Origin of the sequence: Kribbella sp. NPDC056861 (genome assembly GCF_040687575.1) — a bacterium.
Lineage (GTDB): Bacteria > Actinomycetota > Actinomycetes > Propionibacteriales > Kribbellaceae > Kribbella.
The window spans coordinates 38242-60310 of sequence record NZ_JBFBNQ010000009.1; the positions used below are offsets into that span (position 1 = coordinate 38242).

At 69.6% G+C, this 22069-nt stretch carries 5 protein-coding genes; 4 read left to right on the forward strand and 1 reads right to left on the reverse strand.

The genetic code is table 11. The features are described 5' to 3' along the window. The first annotated feature begins 51 nt into the window (after nucleotides 1–51). From AB0P21_RS37030 to AB0P21_RS37045, 4 genes are read left to right on the forward strand one after another with little or no spacing between them, the layout of a single operon-like run. The gene (locus AB0P21_RS37030) at nucleotides 52–438 is read left to right on the forward strand and encodes a YbaB/EbfC family nucleoid-associated protein (protein WP_363703376.1); all 387 of its coding nucleotides are present in this window, start codon (nucleotides 52–54) and stop codon (nucleotides 436–438) included. Then, a complete protein-coding gene (locus AB0P21_RS37035; protein ID WP_363703378.1) occupies nucleotides 438–785 on the forward strand; it encodes a hypothetical protein in 348 nt (115 codons plus the stop codon). Before AB0P21_RS37030 ends, AB0P21_RS37035 begins: the two co-directional genes overlap by 1 nt. Then, entirely contained in the window at nucleotides 782–19522 is an 18741-nt protein-coding gene (locus AB0P21_RS37040; RefSeq protein ID WP_363703380.1) for a hypothetical protein, read from the forward strand. Before AB0P21_RS37035 ends, AB0P21_RS37040 begins: the two co-directional genes overlap by 4 nt. Continuing rightward, complete coding sequence (locus AB0P21_RS37045) at nucleotides 19488–20006, forward strand: hypothetical protein (protein ID WP_363703382.1); 519 nt, start codon at nucleotides 19488–19490, stop codon at nucleotides 20004–20006. The genes AB0P21_RS37040 and AB0P21_RS37045 overlap by 35 nt, the downstream gene beginning before the upstream one ends. Here the strand turns inward: AB0P21_RS37045 and AB0P21_RS37050 are convergent. Beyond that, complete coding sequence (locus AB0P21_RS37050; RefSeq protein WP_363703384.1) at nucleotides 19999–22029, reverse strand: penicillin acylase family protein; 2031 nt, start codon at nucleotides 22027–22029, stop codon at nucleotides 19999–20001. The two genes, AB0P21_RS37045 and AB0P21_RS37050, sit on opposite strands and share 8 nt — an antisense overlap. Nucleotides 22030–22069: the final 40 nt, after the last annotated feature.

Consider the following 22069-nt stretch of genomic DNA (forward strand, 5'->3'; position numbering starts at 1 on the left):
GCTCGGCCGCGCTGGCGATAGTGGCGAGAGTTCAGCGACGGAGGAGGCGACATGGTTTCCCGTGATCAGGTGCCCGGTACGGCGTACTCGCTGCTGGGTCAGCTCGACGAGGCCGACCGTGAGATCCGGCGGTTCCGCGCGCTGAGCGACGACACCACCGGTACCGCGCAGTCGCCCGACGGGCTGGTCGAGGCCACGGTCGGCCTCTACGGCGAGGTCCGCGAGCTGGTTCTGGATCCCCGCGTGTACCGCAGCCCGGACGCCGAGGCGCTGGCCGGCCGGATCCGGGACGTGATCAACGAGGCCGTCCAGGACGCGCAGAAGTCTGCGGCCGAGCAGTTGCCCGCACTGTTCCCGGCGGGGAGCGACGACCCGTCGGCGCTCGCGTTCGAACCGTTCCTGACCGCGATCACCGACGCCCGGAAGGCAGGCCGCTGATGAGCCAGGGACCGATCAACTTCGGTGGAATCGGCGACATCGACATGTACACGGAGGAGACCAGCGCGCTGCTCCGCCGGCTGTACGAGTCCGGCAAGCCGTTCGGTGACGCGCTGCCGGGAGCCACCGGCACCATCGAGGCCGGTGAGCGGGAGGCCGACACCGGGTTCGACACCTTGTCGACCAACTTCCGGGCCAGCTACAACGCCAGTGACGAGCAGCTCAAGCAGCTGTCGAAGAACGTCAAGCCGTTGCTGGAGCACATGGGCACCCAGGGCGCCAAGATCGTCGCGGAGTACATCCAGCACGCCGCGGACGACGCCGCGCGGATGCGATCCCTGGAGTGAGCGTTCCCGAGCCGACCACCGAGTTGTGGTTGTGGCTGCGGACCTACTGGGACGAGAACATCTGGCCGCCCACCGACGAGGCCGTGGTGTGGCAGATGGGCGAGGCGTGGCAGGAGCTCGGCCGGGCTCTGGAGACCTCGGTCGCCGAGGCTGAGCAGTCGGTCCAGGGCATCCCGGCGGTCTGGCGCGACGTGACCGGCGCCGTCTACACCCGCAACGCGGGGCAGACGCTGACCGACCTGCGGTCCGCGATCCGTGCGTACCAGGACATGGCGGAGCTGTGTTTCACCTTCGCGCGCGAGGTCGCCAACGTCCGGAACGCGATCTTGTCGGAGCTGGCGCTGAACGCGTTCTTCTTCGCGGCCACGCTGGTGATGCCCGCGGCGGCCGCGGCGTTCTGGCAGGCCCGGATCCTGGCAGGGATGGCGCTGCGGCTGACCGCCGTCGTCCGCGCGGCCGCCACCGCGGTGGCCCGTCCGGTGGCGGCGGCCATCCCGCAGTCGGTGCTCAGGGTGGCCGGCGCGGCCGGCAAGGGACTCTTCGAAGCGACGCGGGAAGCGGCCGACGAGGTCGCCGCCGGGCTGGTCCAGGACCTCCTCAACAACGTGCAGGGATATCAGGATGGCATCAACACCGACCAGATGCTGATCAACGCGATCGCCGGCGCCGGTGGCCCAGGCCTGAACAAGGTCCTCAGCCCGATCGGCCGACTCGGAGCCCTGCCGGCGAACCGGCTGGCGGACGGCCTGCGACTGGGCGACCGCAGCGCCGGCCGTGACTTCCTGAACCAGGCCGGCCACGCGTTCCCGACGACGGTCATCAGCTCCCCGATCCTCAGCGTGGCCGCCACCCACCTGGTCGACGGGACGGTGCCGACCTGGGGAGAGTTCGGCAACGCGATCGTCAACCAGGGCCCGCTCGCGGGTGCGCTGGCAGTCGGCCGGGTCGGAGCGGTCCACGCCGGCGGCAACCTCGGCCAACGAGCCTCTGTGGGTATCCAGAATCTGGGCGGCAACCCGCTCCCGGTCCGGGTGCCGGATCCTGTTCCGGTCGGCCCGGCCGACCCGACCGGGCCAACTCCGCCCGCGCCAGCCCGGCCGCCTGGCAGTACGGGTGGTGATCCTGGCGCGACCGACAACAACACCCCCACGTCTCCTGCCGGAAATGATGCCCAGGGCAACCAACAGCCACCGGGTAGCAATCAGCAGACCCCGGGGAACCAGGCTGGTGGAAATCAGCAGTCGTCCGGCAACGAGCCTTCGGGTACAGGCGGTACAGACGGAGATAGCTCTAGCGGTCTTGAAGGCCTCGGTCGCCCACCCGTCGGAACATCAGGCACCCCAGGCGGACACACCAACACGGTCTCACCCGGCGACGCCACCCACCCGAACCAGATCAACAACCAGTCCGACCCGACCCAAGAGGCACCCGGCAACACCCAGGCAGACCCCACCGCGCAAACCCCAACCGCCGGCACCCCCACCACCGAGTCCCCATCCGCCGACACCCCAGGCACGGACGCCGGCACACCAACTACCGAGACAACCGCCCCGCAAACCCCAACCGCCGACACCCCAACCACCACTACGCCCGGCACCGACGCCCCAACCACCACCACTCCCGGCACCGACACCCCAACCACCAGTACGTCCGGCACCGACACCCCAACCACCCAGACCTCAGCACCGCAAGCTCCGGTCGCCCCCACCCAAACCGTGAGCGGTCCGCCCACGTCCTCCTCACCAACCACATCCCCACACACCACCTCACCAACCACCCAGACCCCTACCTCCCAAACCAACCCCTCAACCACCACCGAAGCCGCGACACCACGACCCACCCGCGCCCAACAAACAAACCCCACCGAAACCACCGACGACACACCAACCACGGACGAGACACCCACCGCCGAAGTAGCCCCCACCATCGAAGCAACCCCCACCACCGATTCCTCAATCCCCACAAGCGAAACTGCTACCCCCGCCCAGCTCGTACAAACCGGAGCACTGGCAGCAGCAGCCCCCGCCGTGGCAGCGGCGACACCACCCACCGCCCCCACACCACGACCAGCCACCCCAACCCACACCAGTACCAGCGCCAACAACCCGACCGGCACGACCGGCACAGACAGCCCCCAAGGCCCAATCGACCCACCGACCGAGCCGGGCGGCAACTCGGAGTCGAACGAATTCGGCTGGTTCGACCCCGCATCTCCAAAGGTCTCCGCAGACGCAGAAGCCCAAGCCGAGCAAGTGGTCTGGACCGAGGAGACATCACACGGCCGCAACCTCGCCCGCTGGCTGGTGGAGAACTCGGGCCGCCCGCGAATGGTCCGAGCCCGTCTCGCCGAGGTCTTCCGCGGCCAGGGCCGGCCGCGCAGCGACCGGAACGCGAGACACCGCGCCCACCTCAGAGGCGAGCTGACGGACTCCGGCGGCCATGCCCTGGCCTGGCAGTTCCTCCACGAGGTGGTGAGAACCAACTACTTCCCGCAGGACAGGGAGCTCAACAGCGGCGCCTTCAACAACTTCGAGAACGAACTCGCAGACTGGGTGCAACAAGGCAACACCGTCGAGTACGACGTAATCCTCCCGCCCGGCGCCCGCCCCGACTGGATCACCGTCGCGTATCGCGTCATCGACCCGGCCGGCCGCACGATCTGGACCAACGCCCGAACCTTCCGCAACGCCCCCGGCGAAGTGTTCGTCCCCCTCAAGCCCAGCGCCATCGAAAACTTCCACCCCGGCACCGAAAACGTCTTCGAACCCCCCACCGACCCACCAACCACCCCAACACCTCCCGCAGACCCAACCCCACCCACCCCAGGCCCCGCCGACAACGCCCCAACCCCCACAGCCACCGACCGCCCTGCCCCGCCTCAGGCCCAGGTCCCGGCCTCGGCGCCGGCTCCGGCTCCGAACCTTGCTCGGGATGCTGCGGTGGACGGTGGACCGGTGCGGACTGCCGACGGTGAGCGGCTGAGCCGGGTGTTCGACGGCAACGAGGTGATCAGGCCGCGCGGACCGCTTCAGGTCGGCGAACAGATCATCGCCCGGCTGACCCGAGTACTGGACGACCCCGCGCCTCGAGTGCGAGAGCGACTGGCCGAGTTGGCTTCCCGGGCCGGGCGTCCGTTGTACGACGGGCGCGTACTGGGGTGGCGGTTCTTCGGAAACTCCGGCCTCAGTGCGCTGATGAGCGACTTCCCGGTCACAGAGCTCGATGCCTACGCCCGACTCGAGGACGTACTGGCCGAGCAGATCGCAGCCGGTGCGGAGGTCGAGCTCACGATCACCCGGACACCCCGCCCATCGCAAGAGGTGTCGCCGTACAGCTACACCGTCGAGATCAACTCCGCTACCGGCAGGTCGACGTACTCCGCACGCACCCTCGCCCGACTCCTCGACACACTCACCGACTCGGCAGCGGCACCGACCACTCAGCCGACCACGGAGACCACGACCGACGCAAACACGGTCGTCACAGATGAGATCTCGCACCGGGTAGAGCGGTTCGTCCCCGGATGGGTCCTGGTCAGTGCCCACTCCGGCCAACTACTGGCAGACCCATCAGACCTACTGACAGCCGCCGAGCTGCAGGCAATCCACCCCGAAGGCAACGGCATCTACCGGATCACCACCTCATCCGGCGAGACCTTCCGCCTGGTGAAGCGGGTCGGCCCGCTCCAGCCCGGCCAGCAACTGGAGTACTCCGTCCAGCTGCACGGAGTACCGACCGTCGACCTGCTCCTGTCGGACCGACTCACCCAGGACGAGATCGCCCCGATGCTCGCCCGGGTACTCGCCGAATCCGCCGCCATCATCCGCGGCGACGAGGACGGCACACAAGTTTTCCAGCCCGACAGCGCACCACAAACCCAAGCAGTACAGCGCCCCGCCGACGCCGGCGATCGCGCCGAGCTGCGCCAGCGAGGGATGCTCGACGAGCGAATCCCCGCCACAGAGCCGGTACGCCGTACCGCCGTACAAGCCGAGATCCGCAAACTCGCCCTGGCGATGGGCGTAGTCGACGAGCAACCCAACGCCGAGCTGCTGCGTTCGATGCTCAACCAGGACGAACGCGCCGTACTCGATCGGATCAAGGACCGAGGCCAGGCCTTGAGCGACGACCGGGTCAGCCGCGGCGGCTACCTGGTCAAGGCGGTGATCGGTTCGGGCTGGTCGACGATGGTGATCGGCGCGGCGGCGACCGTCTTCACCGGCGACCCGCTGGTCGGCGTAGGCATCGCGGTCCCCACCCTGATCAACGCCTTCACCGGCGCACTGTCCGAGCGTTATCTGGATGCGCAGAAGCAGGTCGGCAAGCGTCCGGCGTACGTCGGTGAGCGGACCCAGCGCCGCTTCGACTACCCGGGCCTGCGCGGCCTGCTCGACGGACCGGAGGCGGTTCGGCCACCCATCGAGAAGTTGCCAATGGCAACCGCATGGCGGAACTACCTGATCCGGTACGCGACCCCGACGCTCGCGACCGCCGCGGTCTCCGGGGCACTGACGCTGGTCGGCATACCGGCCCTCTCGACCGCGATGGTGATCGCGTCCTCGGCCCTGGCCAAGTCGTTGGCCGAACGGCTGGTCGACGTCAAGAAACTCGAGTTCCGGCTACGCCGGGTAGACGCCACGGAGCGGATCCGGCTGTCCGATCCCGCGTTGTACGCCAACCAGCTCGCCACCGAACTGGTCGAGCTGCAAACCCGTCTCGACCGGGTGCTGACGGCTCTCGACGTCCGTGCCGGCCGGTCGGTCGGCGAGCCCGCGGCCCTGCCCGCGCCAGGGGTGACCCAGGTCAACCCGAAGATCCCTGGTGCGCCGCCATTCAAGATCACCTTGGCCGTGCAGTTCATCGACAACGTCTCCTCCGCTGCCCGCCGGGTTTTCGTGGGTGGTTCGCAGACCGTCGACGTCGACCCGACCGAGCTGGCCAAGCACGTCAGCGCGCAGGTGGAGGGGCTGCTCAACGCCGTCGGACCAGGCCTGGTCGGTTCGGTCACCGGAGCGATGGGCGACAAGTACTTCATCAACCGCGAGGAAGCCGCCAACGACGCTCGCAAGGTCTGGGCCCGCGCCGAGCAGGAGGCCGTGCAGATCGCCGCGCTGGCCGAGACGGTCGAGCCCAGGCTGCGCGAGTTCCGGCGGCTGGCGGGGCAGTTGGAGCAGTTGGTCGGGGCGCCGTCCGACCTGGCGGACCTGGCCGATGAGCGAGGACTGCCGGTACCGACCGCGGCCCCAGCCGGCGCCCGGCCCAGCGGCCAGTCGTCCTGGACGGCGTACACGATCCAGGTGGCCGCCGCGTCGCTGGGTGGCGCGCTGAGCGCCGTCGGCCTGGACCTGGTCTTCGACCTGCCGGACCTGGGGGTCGTCCTGACCGTGGCTGGCGCGTCCGGCGCGATCATCGGTACGCCGATCGCGCGGTACCTGTTCCGCCGGACCGAGATCGGCATCTCAACCCAGCTGGAGCCTGTGCTCGCCAGCCAGGCGCTGAACCGCTCGGACCTGCTGGAACAACAGGCCCTGAGCCGCTATCTGGTCGGCCAGCTGTCGACCCGCGCGCAACAGATCACCGAACGAATCACCCGAGGCACCGCCGCTGCGACTGCCACCGTCGAGCCGCTGGAGACCGACCGGAACTACACCGACTACATCCGGGCTGCCGTCCGGCGGGCCGAGCTGGACAGCGTACCCACGCAGCGGGCGGAGAGCGTCTTCGACGAAGTCGCCCGGACCAGGCGGGTCGAGACGCTGCAGCGGATCGATCAGCTGGCCGCGGAGGTCGATCGGCTGCAGGCGCTCGGCTTCACCGACGACCAGCTCGCCGAGGCCCGGCGGAAGGTGCAGTTCGAGATCCAAATGTTCGAGGCGATTGCCGACGGCAACAGATCTACGCAGAGCTTCCCGGAGCTCGGGACCGTTGACGTGGCAACCGGCCGCCGGGTTGTCGGGCTGACCGACCAGATCCGCGCCGGTGTCGAGCAGGCAATCCGCCGGCTGATCGCCGAGCCGGCCGGCAAACCGTTGCTGGCCGAGCGACTGATCGCCCTCGAGAAGCTGGCGCAGGCCGCGGAGGCCGTCGACCACCACGCCGTACACGGTACGGACGACTCCCGCGCGCTGGTCCGGACCCAGTACGAAGAGGCGCTGGAGAACGCCAACCTGCTGTGGCGGTCGTCCGGAGTACCGAACGGCCTGGTACTTCCCGTCCTGAGCGTCTCGCCCGGACTCGACCGACCGGGCGGCCGGGTGACGATCCCGCTCCAGTCGGCGCCACCCGCGGTACCGGTCGTTGACGCCCCGGGTGGTCGGCACCATCGGTCGGACTCCGCCGGCGAAGGCGTGCTGGAGTGGAACCACACCCGGGTCAACGGCGCTCAGTCATTGTTCGAGGACGGCACCGTCGCGGATCCCGATGCCCTGAACGCGCTGGAACGCGGCCTGGCCTCGCTGGTCGAGCGCGGCTACCAGGTCGAGGTCACCATCGACCGCACAGCCCGCCCGAGCACACTTGCTGACCCACACCGCTTCACCGTCCGAGTAACCGACCCGACTCTCACCGGCCCGCTAGCCACCGAGACCCACGGCCCAGCCACCGCCGCCGACCTCATCACCGACCTGGCCCTGGACACACCCCCCGGCCGCCACCGCGTCGACGAGGCGACCGGCCGTCACCACGCCGAGGAGGCGACCGGCCGGCACCATGCCGACGAGTCGTCCGGCCGTCACCATGCCGAGTACGAAGGCAGACACCGCGTCGAGGAACCCACCGCGGAGCAGACCACCGCGGAGCAGCCCGCCTCGGCGGCGCAGCCCATTGCGGCAGAGCCCACCGCTGAGCAGGCCACCGAGGCGGAGACCACCCCGCCGGCGGATCCGCGCACTGATCCCACGCAGACCACCGACGAGAGCCCACTCGACCCAGCCGCCCTGCGTCGTACTGCGGAACGCCTTGCAGAGCAGGCCCAACGGCTAGCCGCTGCGCCGGCAACCACCACCACAACAGCCCCCGCCACCACCACAACCCCCGCCACAACCTCAGACCCCGCCACAACCCCAAACCCCACCACAACCCCAGCCACGGACAGTCCCCAAGCATCATCCGGCGAGCGCGGCAGAACCGTCCACGCACCCGAGGTCCGCGACACCCGCTTCGTCCGCGACGGCCGCCCAACCGACACCCCACAACTCTCCGCCCGAGAAGCAGTCCAAGCCGCCGTCGCCGCAGACGAAGCCGACTTCGGCGGCCTGATCAACGGCCGCCCCGACTTCGTCGCCGACGACATCGTCGTCGTGCAAACCGACCAACGCGGCCCCCAGTACTTCCGCTACGTCGACGGCTCCGTCCCGCAAGGCCGCGTCGCATCCACCACCGTCCGCGACGGCAGCATCACCCGCCCACACCTCGTCCGGATCGCTTCGAGCCTGGCCGGCGACCAGCTCACCCGCGCCTGGGTCCACGAGATCAGCCACACCCTGCAAGAGCAGGCCGCGCCCCGTAGCCGCCTGCGCCGGATTCTGCGGCGACCGTCCGCCCGCACCGAGGACGCCTGCGTCGCCGCGCAGCTCAACGAGTACCGCCTGCTGACCCGCCAACTCCGAGCCGCGCAGTCCGCAGTACAGGCTGGTACTGGCACCGCTGAAACCGTTCAAGCGCTGGAGAACGACCTGCGCGGCCTCACCGCCGCGATCGAGGCACGTGGGCACCAAGCACCGCAGCTCGAGAACACCGCGCCGATCGAGCAGTCCACCCACGACCCGGTCGACGAGTTCGTCGCCACGGTCGAGAGCCAGCTCAACGACACCCAACGCCAACTCCAAGAGCTACAGCGCCGGATCGACGCCAAGGAAGCCAAAGCCGCCGAGGCCGCGCAAGCAGCTCAGCAGGCAGAGCAGACCGCAGCAAAAGCCGCCCAGGACCAGGACTCCGGCAGATCTTCACGCGTCCACCAGGCTCAGCAGGACGCCGCCAAGCAGGCCGAGGTAAAGCAGTGGCACGACCAAGTCGCCGCCGCCTACCAAGCCGCGTACGACCAGCTGCAACAAGCTGCCCAAGGCTATGAAACCCTCCTGGCCGATGCCCGTTCGATGGACCCGCAGCAGCGGGCGGCACACGCAGCCGGCCTGCTGACCGAGCTGACCACCTACGAACAACGCCTGGCCGACATAGCCCCACCGTTGATCGCCCTGTCGAGCCTGCTCCCCACGAACTGGCTGCCACACCTGTCCACCCTCACCGAACGCGTCAACGCCGTCCTGATCGCGAACGGCGTCGACCACCGCTTCACCGTCGGCGAGCTGCAGCACCGGCTGAACGCCGAGTTCGGTCAGCTGGTCACCTCCGACGGCGCGACCCTGCAGATCGGCCGGGCCCACCCGATCGAGCTGCGGCTCCGGCTGTCGGTGACCGAACTGATCGAGCTGATGGACCCGTCGGTGCAGGCCTCGGAGACGATGCTCGGCGTTCTGCCGCAACCGTCCCGCAAGCTCGGCATCAGCCAGAACGGTCACGTCGGCACCAGCGCCGCCTTCGCGCTCAACACGCTGACCAAACTGTTCGGCGAGCAGTCCTGGATCAACGCCGTCGGCGAGTTGGTCACCGTCAAGGGCAGCCAGAGCTCCGGCCGCGGCCGCTCGGTCACGTCGAACGGCGCGCAGTACGGGCAGGACGGCGCGGTCGAGGACAACCGCGGCGAGTCTCTCCTGTACTCCGCCCGCGCCAGCTGGCACCTGCAAGCTCGTCACCTAGGCGAGCCCGACCACCTGCTCGCCGACGTACGGGTAGACAGCAGCACCGCCAAGGACGTCTCCAGGCTGCGAGCCTGGGCCTCACATGCCTACACAACCCTGGCACCCACCCGCACCACCACCAACGGCACCCAACCCGCCGGGCGCCTCCCGAACCACACCCTGACCTCTCTCGACGGCCTGCAAAGCCTCACCGACAAAGTCTTCGCGAAGTTCAGCGACCAGCTGGCCAAGTTCGGCGACGACGCATCGCTGCTCCGCGAGCAGATCCATTCGGCGATCAACCACGACCTGCCGTCCAGACTGGCCGAGAGCACCGAGGGCTCGATCCTGCGCCCCCTGCAGGCCAACGGGCGCCCGGTCGGCCACCTGCAGGTCAAGACCACCGTGCGCTACGAGCAGACCGAGCTGGTCGGCCAACCGAGCACAGCGCACTGGCAGGAGCGCGTCCGCGTCGGCTTCAGCACCGCCAACGGACAACAGAACTTCTCGGCCAGCACGAGCCTCACCGCAGCGCTCGGCTACGGCGGCGATGTGCTGACCGACCTCGGCGACACCACCGTCGACGTCGGCCCATCCGTCAGCGCCGGGCGCTCGCTGAACCGGTCCGAGTCGTCGAGCGGTGGCGGCGTCGGGATCCACGTCGGTGTCCAGCGCTATACCGGCCCGACCCAGGCGTACCGGCTGGTCTTCGAGCACGAGGTCACCGTGGTCCTCGACGGCCAATCGCAGGGCAACGTCACCGGCGATACGGTCGGCCTGACCCGGCTGCAGACCAACGAAGCCTACCGGCACGGCCTGCCCGTCGCAGAGAGCGCCTTCATCCACGACCAGCAGGGCAACCGCGTACTGACCGACGGCGAGCCCGTACTCCGAGGCGACCCGCGTACCGGCGTACCGGTCCCCGGCCGCAGCCTCCAGCTGCCAACCTGGCTCGCGAACGCCACCGGCCGCCTCACTGGCGCCGGCCCCGGACTGGCCCAGCAGGTGACCGGTGGCCAACAGGCGTTGGCGGCGCTGACCGATCCGCTGGTCGAGCGTGGCTTCCTGCCGCCCCTGGACTCCAACGGCGATCCGGACCTCAGCAAGCTGTCTACCGACCCGCTCGAACGGCACTCCCAGCTGCTCAACCTGACCGAGTTGCGGACCCAGCTCTCGGTCAACCGGCTGGAGGCGGGGTACGACATCGCCGTTCAGGACGGCATCGTCGTCACGCTGACCAGGGCGGCAACCGGTCGCGCGGCCGAGACCCTGAGCCTGCGGGTCAGCATCCGGCCGGGGCAGCCGTCGGCGGTCGGGGTGACCACCGACGAGGCGATGGTGACCCTCAACATCGGCTCCGACACGACCGGCCGGACCAACGGCTGGTCGAAGTCCCTGCCCTGGAACGCGTCGCCGCTCGGCCTCACCGCAGGCGAGACCGGCACTGGCATCGTCAAGGGCGGCCTCTCCTACGGCCGCCAGTCCCTGGGCCGGGTGATGGGCTGGTTCACCGGCGGCACCGTCAACCAGGTCACCCTGGTCGAGAGCCGCTCGCCAGTGGCCGCGTTCGAAGTACCGCATCGCCTCGAGGTGGTCGAGCTCAACTCCACAGCAGAGGAGCCGATCCAGTACTTCGGTACGCCCGGTACGTCGGCGCGCATCCTGCTCGACACCGACCTGCTGCCGTCCACCGAGGTGACGCCGAACCAGCTGGTCGCCGACACGGTCAGCGACCAGGTGCTCGACCGGGCCACCCTGGTCGCCCTGGACACGCATGAGCTGCGCCAACTCGCCGCTGAGCTGGCGGGGCAAGACCCCACGGCTCGGCACCACCTCGCCGCGTTCCTGGACCCGCGGCACCTGCTGGCACATCCGGAGTGGGCGCGGACGACGTACCGGACGGATGCCGTACTGCGCGGCGCCGGGCCGATCTCGGTGCGGGGCAGTCTCGCGATCGCCGGCCGGATCGGCGCCGTCACGCTGCTCGGGATGACCGATGCGGTGGCCGGTGACATCAACCTCGCGCTGAGCAGCCATGGGCTGTCGGCCGGCCAGAGCACCGGTGGATCGACCTCGGTCAACGTCGGCGGCACGATGGACGCCCAGGGTGGCACGGCGTCGGGTGAGTACGGGACGTCGTCCTCCACCTCGCGGACCGACATGACTATCGCCGGGGTCGAGCGGCTGACGATCGAGGTCGGCCGGCACTACCTGTTGCAGGGCGTGGCCGGTCTGACCGTGACCGCCGACGGCACACCGGTGACGGCCGATGCGCCGGTGGTGCTGCAGGTCGCCGAGCGCGATGCGCTGCAGTTCCACCTCGACGGCGAGCTGACCTTGCCGCTGGAGCAGGTGGCGGATGTGGTCGAGCGCTACCTGAACGGCAACCTGGAGCTGGATCGCCGGCTCGCGGGCGGGGTGATCCGGCACTACCGCGCGGCGCTGGCGGCTGCCGCGGTGGAGAACCAGCCGGTACCGGCGCTGTCGGCTGGTCACACCGCCCGGGTACTGCTGGAGAAGCTGCAGCCGCAGGCGGGCAGGCCGACTCCGCGGAGCAAGGCGGCTCAACTGGAGCTAGTACTCGCCGAGGCGACCGCGCTGGACTCTACGCGGACCATCCGGATCCCCGAACACCTGCAGAACAACCTCGGGTCGAGCCTGGTCGAGCAGGCGAGGGTGACCGACCAGGGCCGGGACGTGGCATTGCTCGACCGCGTTCGGGAGCTGATGACCGAGCAGCTCGGCCTCAGTCCGGAGCAGGATCCAATGCTGGCCGAGGCACTGTCCGTCGACCTGGCAGGCAAGCGCTGGTGGGGTCGGCTGGAGGACATGCTCGGGCCGGACGGCTTCAGTCGCACGTACCCATTCGCGCAGCCGGGCCGGTTGGGCGCGCAGGAGGTGACGCTGCGGATCCGCGCGGAGTTCGTGGACGAGGCGGTATCGCTCGGCACCACCAAGTCGACGGTCAGCATCGTGCAGCGCTACCTGTACGGCGAACGCTCGGGCAGCGCGTCGACCGGCCGATCGGTCGGCGCCGGGCTCGACGGCGGTTGGCAGGAGGGCCGGTCGGGCACGGTGGGCACGGACCGGAGTGGCTCCACCGCGGTGTCGGTCGGCGAGCAGACCACCCGGCTGGAACGTCTCGCCACGTTCGACGGGCAGCACCGCGTCCGGCGTGCCCTGAAGTTCACCATCGAGCTGATGCCCGAGGCGACGGGCGTTCCCGCCCGGAGCCGCACCGGTCGCGCCCTCACCCGCGCGGACTCGCCGCTGACCCCGATCGCTCCCGTCACTTTGACCGGTGATCTGGTTCAGCTGATTCCCTTGAGAGTCCTCCCAGAAGTCCAGCCGACCCCTGTCACAACCCAACCGACCCCCACCGCGTCCAGCGGGTCGTTGAACTCCCGAGGCCTGCCAGACGCCTACTTCGTAGAAGGAGCCGTAAGCAACGATCTACGCGACGCGATCCTCGAACGCCTGGCACAACCCGACCTACTCGGCCCCGCCGGCGCCCGTATGCACGCCGCAGAACTGGCCGGCATCCTCTCCACCGTCACCCTGAACGCATCCTTCAGCCGCATGGCCCACGACGACGGCTTCGCCATCCTCCGGCTCCCACTCCCGGGCTACACCTCCCGCACAGTCGAGGTGCGAGTCGTCGCGACCGTCGTCGGCACCCGCCTGGTCAGCGGTCCGGTCGACGGCGTCGAGATCGGCGAGGTCAACCGCAGCCAGCACACGGTCTCGCACACCACCACCTCTGGCCGGCTACTCCCAATCGACGGCGGCACCTCCGCCGAGAACTCCGACCTCGGGACGACCGGTGGTGTCTCGGCCGGCGACCAGCTGGCCGACCAGACGTCGGACGGCCGCGGCGTACGACGTGAGCGCAGCCGCTTCGAGAAGGGCCGTGCCGTCACCGTCGAGGTTGAGGTGCGGTACGACGTCGACCTGGTCCGCCAGCAGCTAGCGCGCGACGGCGAGATCCGCTCTGGCGACCCGGTGCAGTTGCAGCAAGCACCGCGCGGCACGGCGTACCTGACCATGTTCGAAAGCGACTATCACCAGCTGGAACAGTTCCTCACTTCACAGCCCACCAGCACGGAGGGCGACACTGTCCACGCGCCGGAAGTCGACGGCACCAGGTTCGTCGCCGACGGCCGACCCGCCGATGCACCGCGGGCAACGACCGCCGAGCTGGTCGAGGCCGCGCTGGCGGCCGAAGAGAGCGACTTCGGCGGCGTGATCGAGGGTCAGCCGGACCAGATCGGATCCGACCTGATCCAGGTCAGAAGCCGCCAACACGGCGAACAGATCTTCCGCGCCGCTCCCGGACCGGTCCGCGCCGGCCGGGTCGCCGCGACGACGATCCGCGGCGGCACCGCGCAAGATCCGCACCTGGTCAGGTTCGCGCCCGGCTTGGCCGGCGACCAGCTGACGCGCGCTTGGGTACACGAGATCACCCATGCGCTGGAGGAGAACAGCGCACCCCGGAGCCGGCTGCGGCAACTCCTCAGCCGCGCCCGGTCGCAGCAGAACCCGAACGCCGAAGACGCCTGCGTGACAGCGCAGCAGAACGAGTTCCGCCTGCTCAGCCGCCAATGGTCGGAGGCGGCGGACGCAGTACTGGCTGGGCGATCCGAGGCTGTCGAAGCCGAGCAGGCGCTGCGCCAGGACCTGGCCGGGCTGGCCGAGGCGATCGAGGCGCGCGGGCACCAGCCGCCTGCCATGCCGTGGACCTCAGGCCTGTCGGCTGTCGAGCAACTGCAGCTCGATGTCGCCGATCTGACCGGCAAGCGGGATGCGATGCACCGCACGATCGACGACCTCCGAGCACGGGTGGCGGCGAAGGAACGCGATGCGCAGCTCGCCGAGCAGCGTCTGAGTCAGGCCGAGGAGGCGGTCACCAAGGCGGCCGCGAGCGCCGACACCGGCCGGTACTTCCGCGAGCACAGCGCCCGCAAGGAGATCATCAAGCAGACCGAGACGATCGAGCGGCAGCACCAGCGTGCGGCGGCGTACCGGAACGCTTTGCGCCAAGCGGAGATCGTTGCCCAAGGCTACGACCATCTGTTGCTGGACGCACCGACCCGTACTGCGGTGGAGCGGGCGGCGGCCGTGGCCGGACTGGCCACCCGGTTGACGGCGTACGAGCAGAGTCAGGCCGCGCTGGCTCCGTCGCCGATGGCGCGATCCAGTCTGCTGCCGACCGACCGGCTGCCGCATCTGTCCGCGCTGACCGACCGGGTGAACGCGGTCCTGGCGGCGAACGGTGTCGACCACCGCTTCACGGTCGGCGCGTTGCAGCAACGACTCACCGCGGAGTTCGCGCAGGTGCTTACCACGGACGGCACCACGATCCAGGTCGGCGACGCGCACCCGATCGAGCTGCGGTTCCAGCTGAGTCTGTCGGAGTTGACCGAGCTGCTCGATCCGTCGGCCCGGACGACGGAGACGTCGATCACCCAGCTGTCGCAGGGTTCTCGCCGACTCGGCCTGACCCAGAACGGTTCGGCTGGTACCAGTGGAGCGTTCGCGCTGCAGCAGTTGACGAAGCTCTTCGCGGACAGCTCGTGGATCGCCCAGGCCGGTCAGTTGCTGAGCGCCAAGCTCCAGTACGGATCGACCCAAGGCCGCAGCCGGACGACCACCGGGGCGCAGTACGGGCTGGAGGGTGGGATCGAGAACAATCGCGGCGAGTCGGCGTTGATCGTCGCGGCGGCGAGCTGGCGAGTGACCGCGCGCCCGCTCGGTGAGCCCACCGCCCGACTCGCCGATGTTCGGGTCTCGGCCGGTCACAAGGGCGATGCTGCTCGATTGCATGCCTGGTCGTCGCACGTCTATCTCACGGACGCGCCCACCGACACCGTCGAGCGCGGCACCCCGCCGTCCGGACGCCTGCCGAACCATGTGCTGACCTCGCTCGACGGCCTGCAAAGTCTGACGGACAAGGTGTCTTCCGCCTTCGCGGAGCAGCTGAGCAAGTTCGGCGACCAGTCCGCGTTGCTGCACGAGCAGATCCGGTCCGCCATCCACCACGACCTGCCGGCGCGCCTGCCAGAGAGCACCGAGCAGTCGATCCTGCAGCCGCTACAGGTCGCCGGCCGGCCGGTCGGGCACCTGCAGATCAAGTCCACCGTCCGGTACGAGCGGACCGAACTGGTCGGTGGATCAAGCAGCTCGCATTGGCAGGAGCGGCTCCGCTTCGGGTTCAGCAACGCGACCAGCCAGCAGAACTTCACTACAAGTACTTCGCTGGCCACCACCCTCGGCTACGGCGGTGACGCGCTCAGCAACCTGGGGGAGGAGCAGCTCGACCTAGGCCCCACCGCCTCCGCCGGTCGCTCCCGAAGCCGCACGGAATCCCTTGCAGGCGGTGGATCCGCGGTCCACATCGGCATCCAGCGCTACATCGGTCCGACCCAGGGCTACCGGCTCGTGCTGGATCACCAGGTGACGCTTGCGCTGACCGGCCAGTCGCCGGCCGTGGTGACCGGCGAGACCGAAGCCCTCCTCAGACTCCGTACTACGGACGCCTACCGGCACGGCCTGCCGATCGCCAAGAGCGCGCTGGTGCTCGACGACAACGGCAACCCCCTGATCGAGAACGGTGAGCCGGTACTCCGCGGCGACCCGCGCGAGGGCCGCCAGGTGCCAGGCCGCGAGCTGAAGTTGCCGACCTGGCTCGAGACGCCGAGTGGTGAGCTCAACGCTGCCGGGCCGACCCAGGTCCAGTACGTCACCGGCGGCGAGCAGGCGCTGGCCGAACTCGCCGAGCCCTTGGCGAAGCGTGGATTCCTCCCGGCCCTGGACGTCAACGGCGACGTCGACCTGACCCGGCTGACCTCGGATCCGGTCGCGGCGCAGGCGCAACTGCTGAATCTCACCGAGCTTCGTGCGCAGTTGTCCGTCGGTCGACTGGAGGCCGGCTACGACATCGCAGTCCAGAGCGGCATCTTGGTGACGCTGACCAAGGCGGCGACCGACGGGCCGACCGAATCGCTGACGTTGCGGATCGCCATCCACCCCGACGCGCCGTCGTCGGTGGCGGTCTCGACCGACGAGGCGATGGAGGTCCTGAACATCGGCTCGCAGAACGCCGTCCGGTCCGGCAGTTGGTCGAAGTCGCTGCCTTGGACCGCCTCGCCGCTCGGACTGGGCCAGGACACCCCGGGCAGGCCGGCGATCAGGTCGGGGCTCTCCTACGGCCGCCAGTCGCTCGGCCGCACGCTTGGCTGGATCACCGGTGGCACGGTCAACCGGGCCGGCCTGATCGAGACACTGTCCCCGCTGGCGGTGTTCGAGGTACCGCATCGCCTCGAGGTGGTCGAGCTCGACGCGGCCCCAGGTGAGGGGATCCGGCATCTCGGATCACCCGGTACGTCGGCGCGCGTCTTGGTCGACACCGACCTGCTGCCGTCGACCGAGCTCGCGCCGACCCAGGTATCGGCAGGTCCGGTCGCGCACAAGGTGCTCGACCGAGCCGTGATGATCGGCGTGCGGACGAACGGATTGCCAGCGCTCGCCGCGGAGGTGACCGGCCAGGATCCGGCCGCGCGACATCACCTCGCCGCGTTGCTGGACCCGCGTCATCTGCTGGCGCATCCGGAGTGGGCGCAGACGACGTACCGGACGGATGTGGTCATCCAGTCGGCCCGCGTGGCGTCGACCCGTGGCAGCCTCGCGATCAGTGGGCAGCTCAGCGATCTCGTGCTGCTCGGGCTCACCGACGAGGTGACCTTGGAGATCAACCTCGCGCTGAACAGTCATGGCCTGTCGGCGGGGCGCAGTACCGGCAGCTCCGCGGCGATGAACTTCGGGGTGGGCGACCAGGCGACGGGTTCGATGGCGGCGCAGCACGGCACCACCTCGGCGATGGTCCGGACCCGCCAGACGACCACCGGGATCGAACGAATGGTGATCGAGGTCGGCCGGCATTACCTGTTCTCGGCGAAGACCGAGCTGTCGGTGGCGGCCGGCAGTTCCGCGCCTCAGGTCGTCGACGGCGTGACCACGTTCGAGATTCCTGAGCGGGACGTCCTGCGCTTCCATGTCGACGGCGACCTGACACTGCCGCCGGCGCAACTGGCGGACGTCGTCGAGCGGTACCTGCAAGGGCACCTCGAACTGGATCGCCGGCTTGCCGCCGCGCTGATCCGCGACTATCGCCGGATGCTGTCCGTCGCGGCGGCGGCGAACGAACCGCTGCCTGCGCTGTCCCGGAACCACGGACCGCGGGAAGTACTGGCCAAGTTCACGCCTGAGCGGCCGACGCCACGCTCGAAGGCCGCGCAGCTCGACCTGGTCCTCGCCGAGGCCGCCGACCTGGCCGGGACGGTCGCGGTCGACCTGCCCGCGCAGTACCGGGAGAATCTCGGGTCGAGTGTGGTCGAGGCGGCGACGGTCGCCGAGTCCGGCACGGAGGTGACCTTCTTCGACACCGTCCGGTCCTTGCTGACCGCGCAGGACGCCGGGCCGGAGAGCGACCCGATGCTGACCGAGGCGTTGTTCGCGGACCTGGCCGGCCCCCGCTGGGTCGGCAGGCTGGACGAGATGCTCGGTCCGGACGGCTTCACCCGGGCCTATCCGATCAGCCGGGCTGGCCGGCTGGGCTCGGAGCAGGTGCAGGTGAGGATCCGGGCGGCGTTCACCGGGCAGCCGACGTCGCTGGGGGTCACCAACGACGCGATCAGCCGGGTCCAGCGCTACCTGTACGACGACCAGTCGCGGACGGCGAGCGCCGGACGGTCGGCGGGCACCGAGGTCGGGGGCGGGATCCAGGAGGGCCGGACGGAGAACCTCGGTACCGACCGGACCGGCTCGAGTTCGGTGACATCGGCTTCGCAGTTGTTGCGGATCGAACGGATGGCGACCGGGGAAGGACTGCACCGGGTCGCGCGGGACCTGCAGTTCGTGGTCGAGGTGACCGGCCGGCCGACGGTCGCGCTGACCGGCAAGATCGTTCAGCTGATCCCGGCCCGGACGATGGCGCCGGCACTGCCTGTGCCGGCGTCCACGAGTCCCGAGGCTTCGACCGGGTCGGGATCCGGGGCGGCGCCGCAGACGACGGACGCGCCGATCAGGTCATTGAACGAGCGCGGGGTGCCGCCGATCTTCTTCACGGAAGGCGCCGAGGGCAACGAGCTACGGGAGGCCGTGCTGACCCGGCTGGCCGAGCCGGATCTGCTCGGGCCGGCCGGGTCCCGGGCACACCGGACCGAGCTGGAGAGCCTGCTCTCGCCGGTGACGTTGGCAGCGTCGTTCAGCCGGATGGCGCAGGACGACGGCTTCACACTGCTCCCATTGCCCCGGCCCGGGTACTCCGCCCAGACAGTCGAGGTACGGATCGGCGCGACCGTCCTGGGCGCGAAGCTGATCGGCGTACCGGGTGATCACGTGGAGCTAGGGGAACAGGACCGCAGCCAGCAGGGAGTTACCCACACCATCACAGCAGGCCGGTTGCTCCCCGTCGACGGTGCATCCCAGGTCTCCGAAGCCGATCTCGGCCTGAGCGGCGGAATCACCGTCGGCGACCAGTTGGCCGACCAGACGGTCGACACCCGCGGGCTGCGTCGCGAGTGGACGCGGTTCGAGGAGAGCCGCGCGGTCACGGTGCGGGTCGAGGTCCAGTACGACGTGGAGCTGGTCCGGCAGCGCCTGCTGCGCACCGGGGAGGTCAGCGACAGCTTCGCGGTGGAGCTCGCGCCGCAGGGGGTCGCGTATCTGACGATGTTCGAGTCCGACTACCGCCAGCTCGAGCAAATCCTCGACCCCGACGGGCGGCGTACGGACGTGGCGGTCGTGGCATCCCCGCCGCCGAGCCAACCGCCGGCGCCGACGGCTCCCGGGTGGATGTCGGTCGATCCGTGGGTGCGGTTGCTGGGGGCGCCGACCAACGTCGCCATTCCACCGCATGACGATGACGACTGCGACGATGATGACGAGAAGTGCGAGACGGGAGGACAAGATGACGGTACTGCCGGTGGCGCGGACCAGCGATGAGGCGTACGTCTACCTCGATCTGACGCCCTGCGGTGACTGTGGGGCGACCGAGACCGAGTGGGAGCACGGGCTGGCCCAGGTGGAGGGCGAGCTGGTGGCGGCGTACAGCGGGACGTGTGAGAAGTGCTCGACCGCCCGGGAGTACCTGTTCCGCTTGCCGGCTCGGGAGCACGCCGGTGCTGATCCGAACTTCGGTGGCGCGGAGCCGTCGGTGCTCGTCGACCCGGGCCAGTGGCTCGATGTCGCCGATCAGCTGATGTCGGTAGTGCCGACCGACGACCCGGCCGCGGCCGGGATCATGACGCGGTTCGCGGTGGCGGCGGTGGCTGAGGTGCTGAAGTTCGTTCCGGCCGGGGCCGATGCCGTGCCTGCGGACAGGTTCTGGACGGAGGCGGGACGCCGGGTCTACGACCTGCAGCCGGGGCGCTTCCGCCGGGATCGCCTGCAGGTGGTGCTGGAGACGTACGAGGGCCGGCTCAGCTGATCACCGGGGTGAGCTCGCCGCGGAGCCAGAGGGGGAGCTGATCGTGGTGATGGGGATCGCCGAGGACGCCTGAGCTGCCCAGCGGCACGATCCATGCGCTGTTGTTGCGATCGGCAACATCCCAGGCGTAGCGGGCGGCGGAGGCCCGGATGCAGGTGTCGGTGAGGCCCGGCACGGCTGAGGTGGACCAGACGCAGTGGTGGTCGCCGGAGACCTCCAGGTCGTAGTGGTCCTCGCCTGGGGCGAAGACTGGGCCTCGCAGAGCGTGCAGCGGGGTCAGGTGGTGGGTGTCGCCCCACGGGCCGCGTGGCTTGCGGTGGGCAACCTCTTCCAGCGCCTCCTGGGTCAGCCAAGTGACGTTGACCTCGGGGAGGAGGTCGGTGGCGATCAGGCTTTCCAGCGCGAAGTACGTGTGGGCGAGGGTGTCGAGGTACGGGACGAAGAGGTCGGGCAGGTCTAGGTCCTGATCGAGTACAGCGATCGCCGGGTGCTCGGCCAGGCGGCGTACCAGGGCCTTGCGGAGTGCTGAGTAGCTGGAGGCGAGGGTGCTGGTGGCATCCATTCGCCGGTCCCAGCCGAGGAGCTGCTCGCGCAAGGTGGTTGCCTCGGGCGACAGGCCCTTGAGGTCGATGAGGAGATCGAGCAACGAACTGGCCGAGCCCAGCAGGGTGTCGGTGTGGATGAGCGGCATCTCGCCGACGGTCCAGTCGTTGCGCTCGGCCAGCAGTTCGCTGATCCGGTTGTAGCGGTGCGGGGCGGCGAAGTCGACGCCGAGCGGTTCGGCGATCCCGCGGCTGTTGGCCATCGCGATCGCATCGGTGACAGTTGCTCGCGGCATCGGGTCGTGCCAGCCCTGCCATTCGTGCGCCGCCTCCCAAGCCGGTACTACGCGCAGGCGGTTGGTGTTGTCACGCGTCGGCACCAACCCCGCCGTCCGGTGCAGCAGACCACCTGCGGTGTCGGCGGCCATCACCACGTTGACCGGCTCGACCCATCGATCGACGGCATTGTCGATGTCCTCCACGGTCATTGCCTTAAGCAACTTGGGTAGAGCCTCGAAGCCGAGTCGGTGGGAGACGCGCGGGGGATAGCGCAGGCTGATCGCCTGCGACTCGTCGACGCCGCCGATGATCACCGGGCCGCGGGCGGTCTCGATCACCTCGATCTCGACAGATTCGGCGCCGGCCACCTCGATGACCTCGGTGTGCCGGGCAGTCGGTTGCCAGCCGTCGGGGCCGAGTGCCTCGACGCCTGAGTCGGTGCGGCGGAGCTGCTCGGCGTACAGGTCCTGGTAGTCGGCCATCGCGTTGGTGATCGCCCAGGCGACGGTGCCGGTGTGGCCGAAGTGCGCGATGCCGGGGACACCGGGGACGGCGAGTCCGATCACGTCGTACTCGGGGCAGGTCAGGCGGATCTGCTGGTAGACGCCGGGGCTCTCGACGTACCGGTGCGGGTCGCCCGCGATGATCGGCGTACCGGTTGCTGTCTTGCTGCCGGGGATAAGCCAGCCGTTGCTGCCGGCGGTGGCGGGACCCTCGGCGTTGAAGAGGTTGAGAAAGTCGTCGCCGAGGTGGCGGGCGACGTGCTCGCGCCAAAGTTTGGTGGGGAAGCCGGCGAACAGGATGTGGATCGCGAGCCAGTTGCTGAGCGGCGCCCACGGTTGCCACTGCGTCGGGGTGAGGCCGGTGGCGGCGAACTCGGGGGCGCTGCTGCCGGCGGCCGGGAGGGTGTGGTTGACGCCGTCGACGTACGCCGAGATCCAGCTGCGGGTGTGGCCGTCGAGTTGCTCCCAGCAGCGTTGCGCGGTGTCGTCGAGGCGCGCCTGACGGGCGAAGGTGTCCCAGCTGAGTGCCTCAGGACCAAGGAAGGCGGCGCTGCTGCCGAGCGAGCGGTGGTGCTGCAGCTCGAGCTGCCAGGCGCGATCGGTTGCCGCGTTCTGGCCTTGCAGATAGGCGAGGGCCAGCGGGTCGGCGGCCGTCAGGTGCGGCACGCCCCAGGCGTCTCGGTCGACCGTGGCGTCCACTCGTCATCCTCGCTTCGCTTTGTAGGCGTAGCCAACCTAC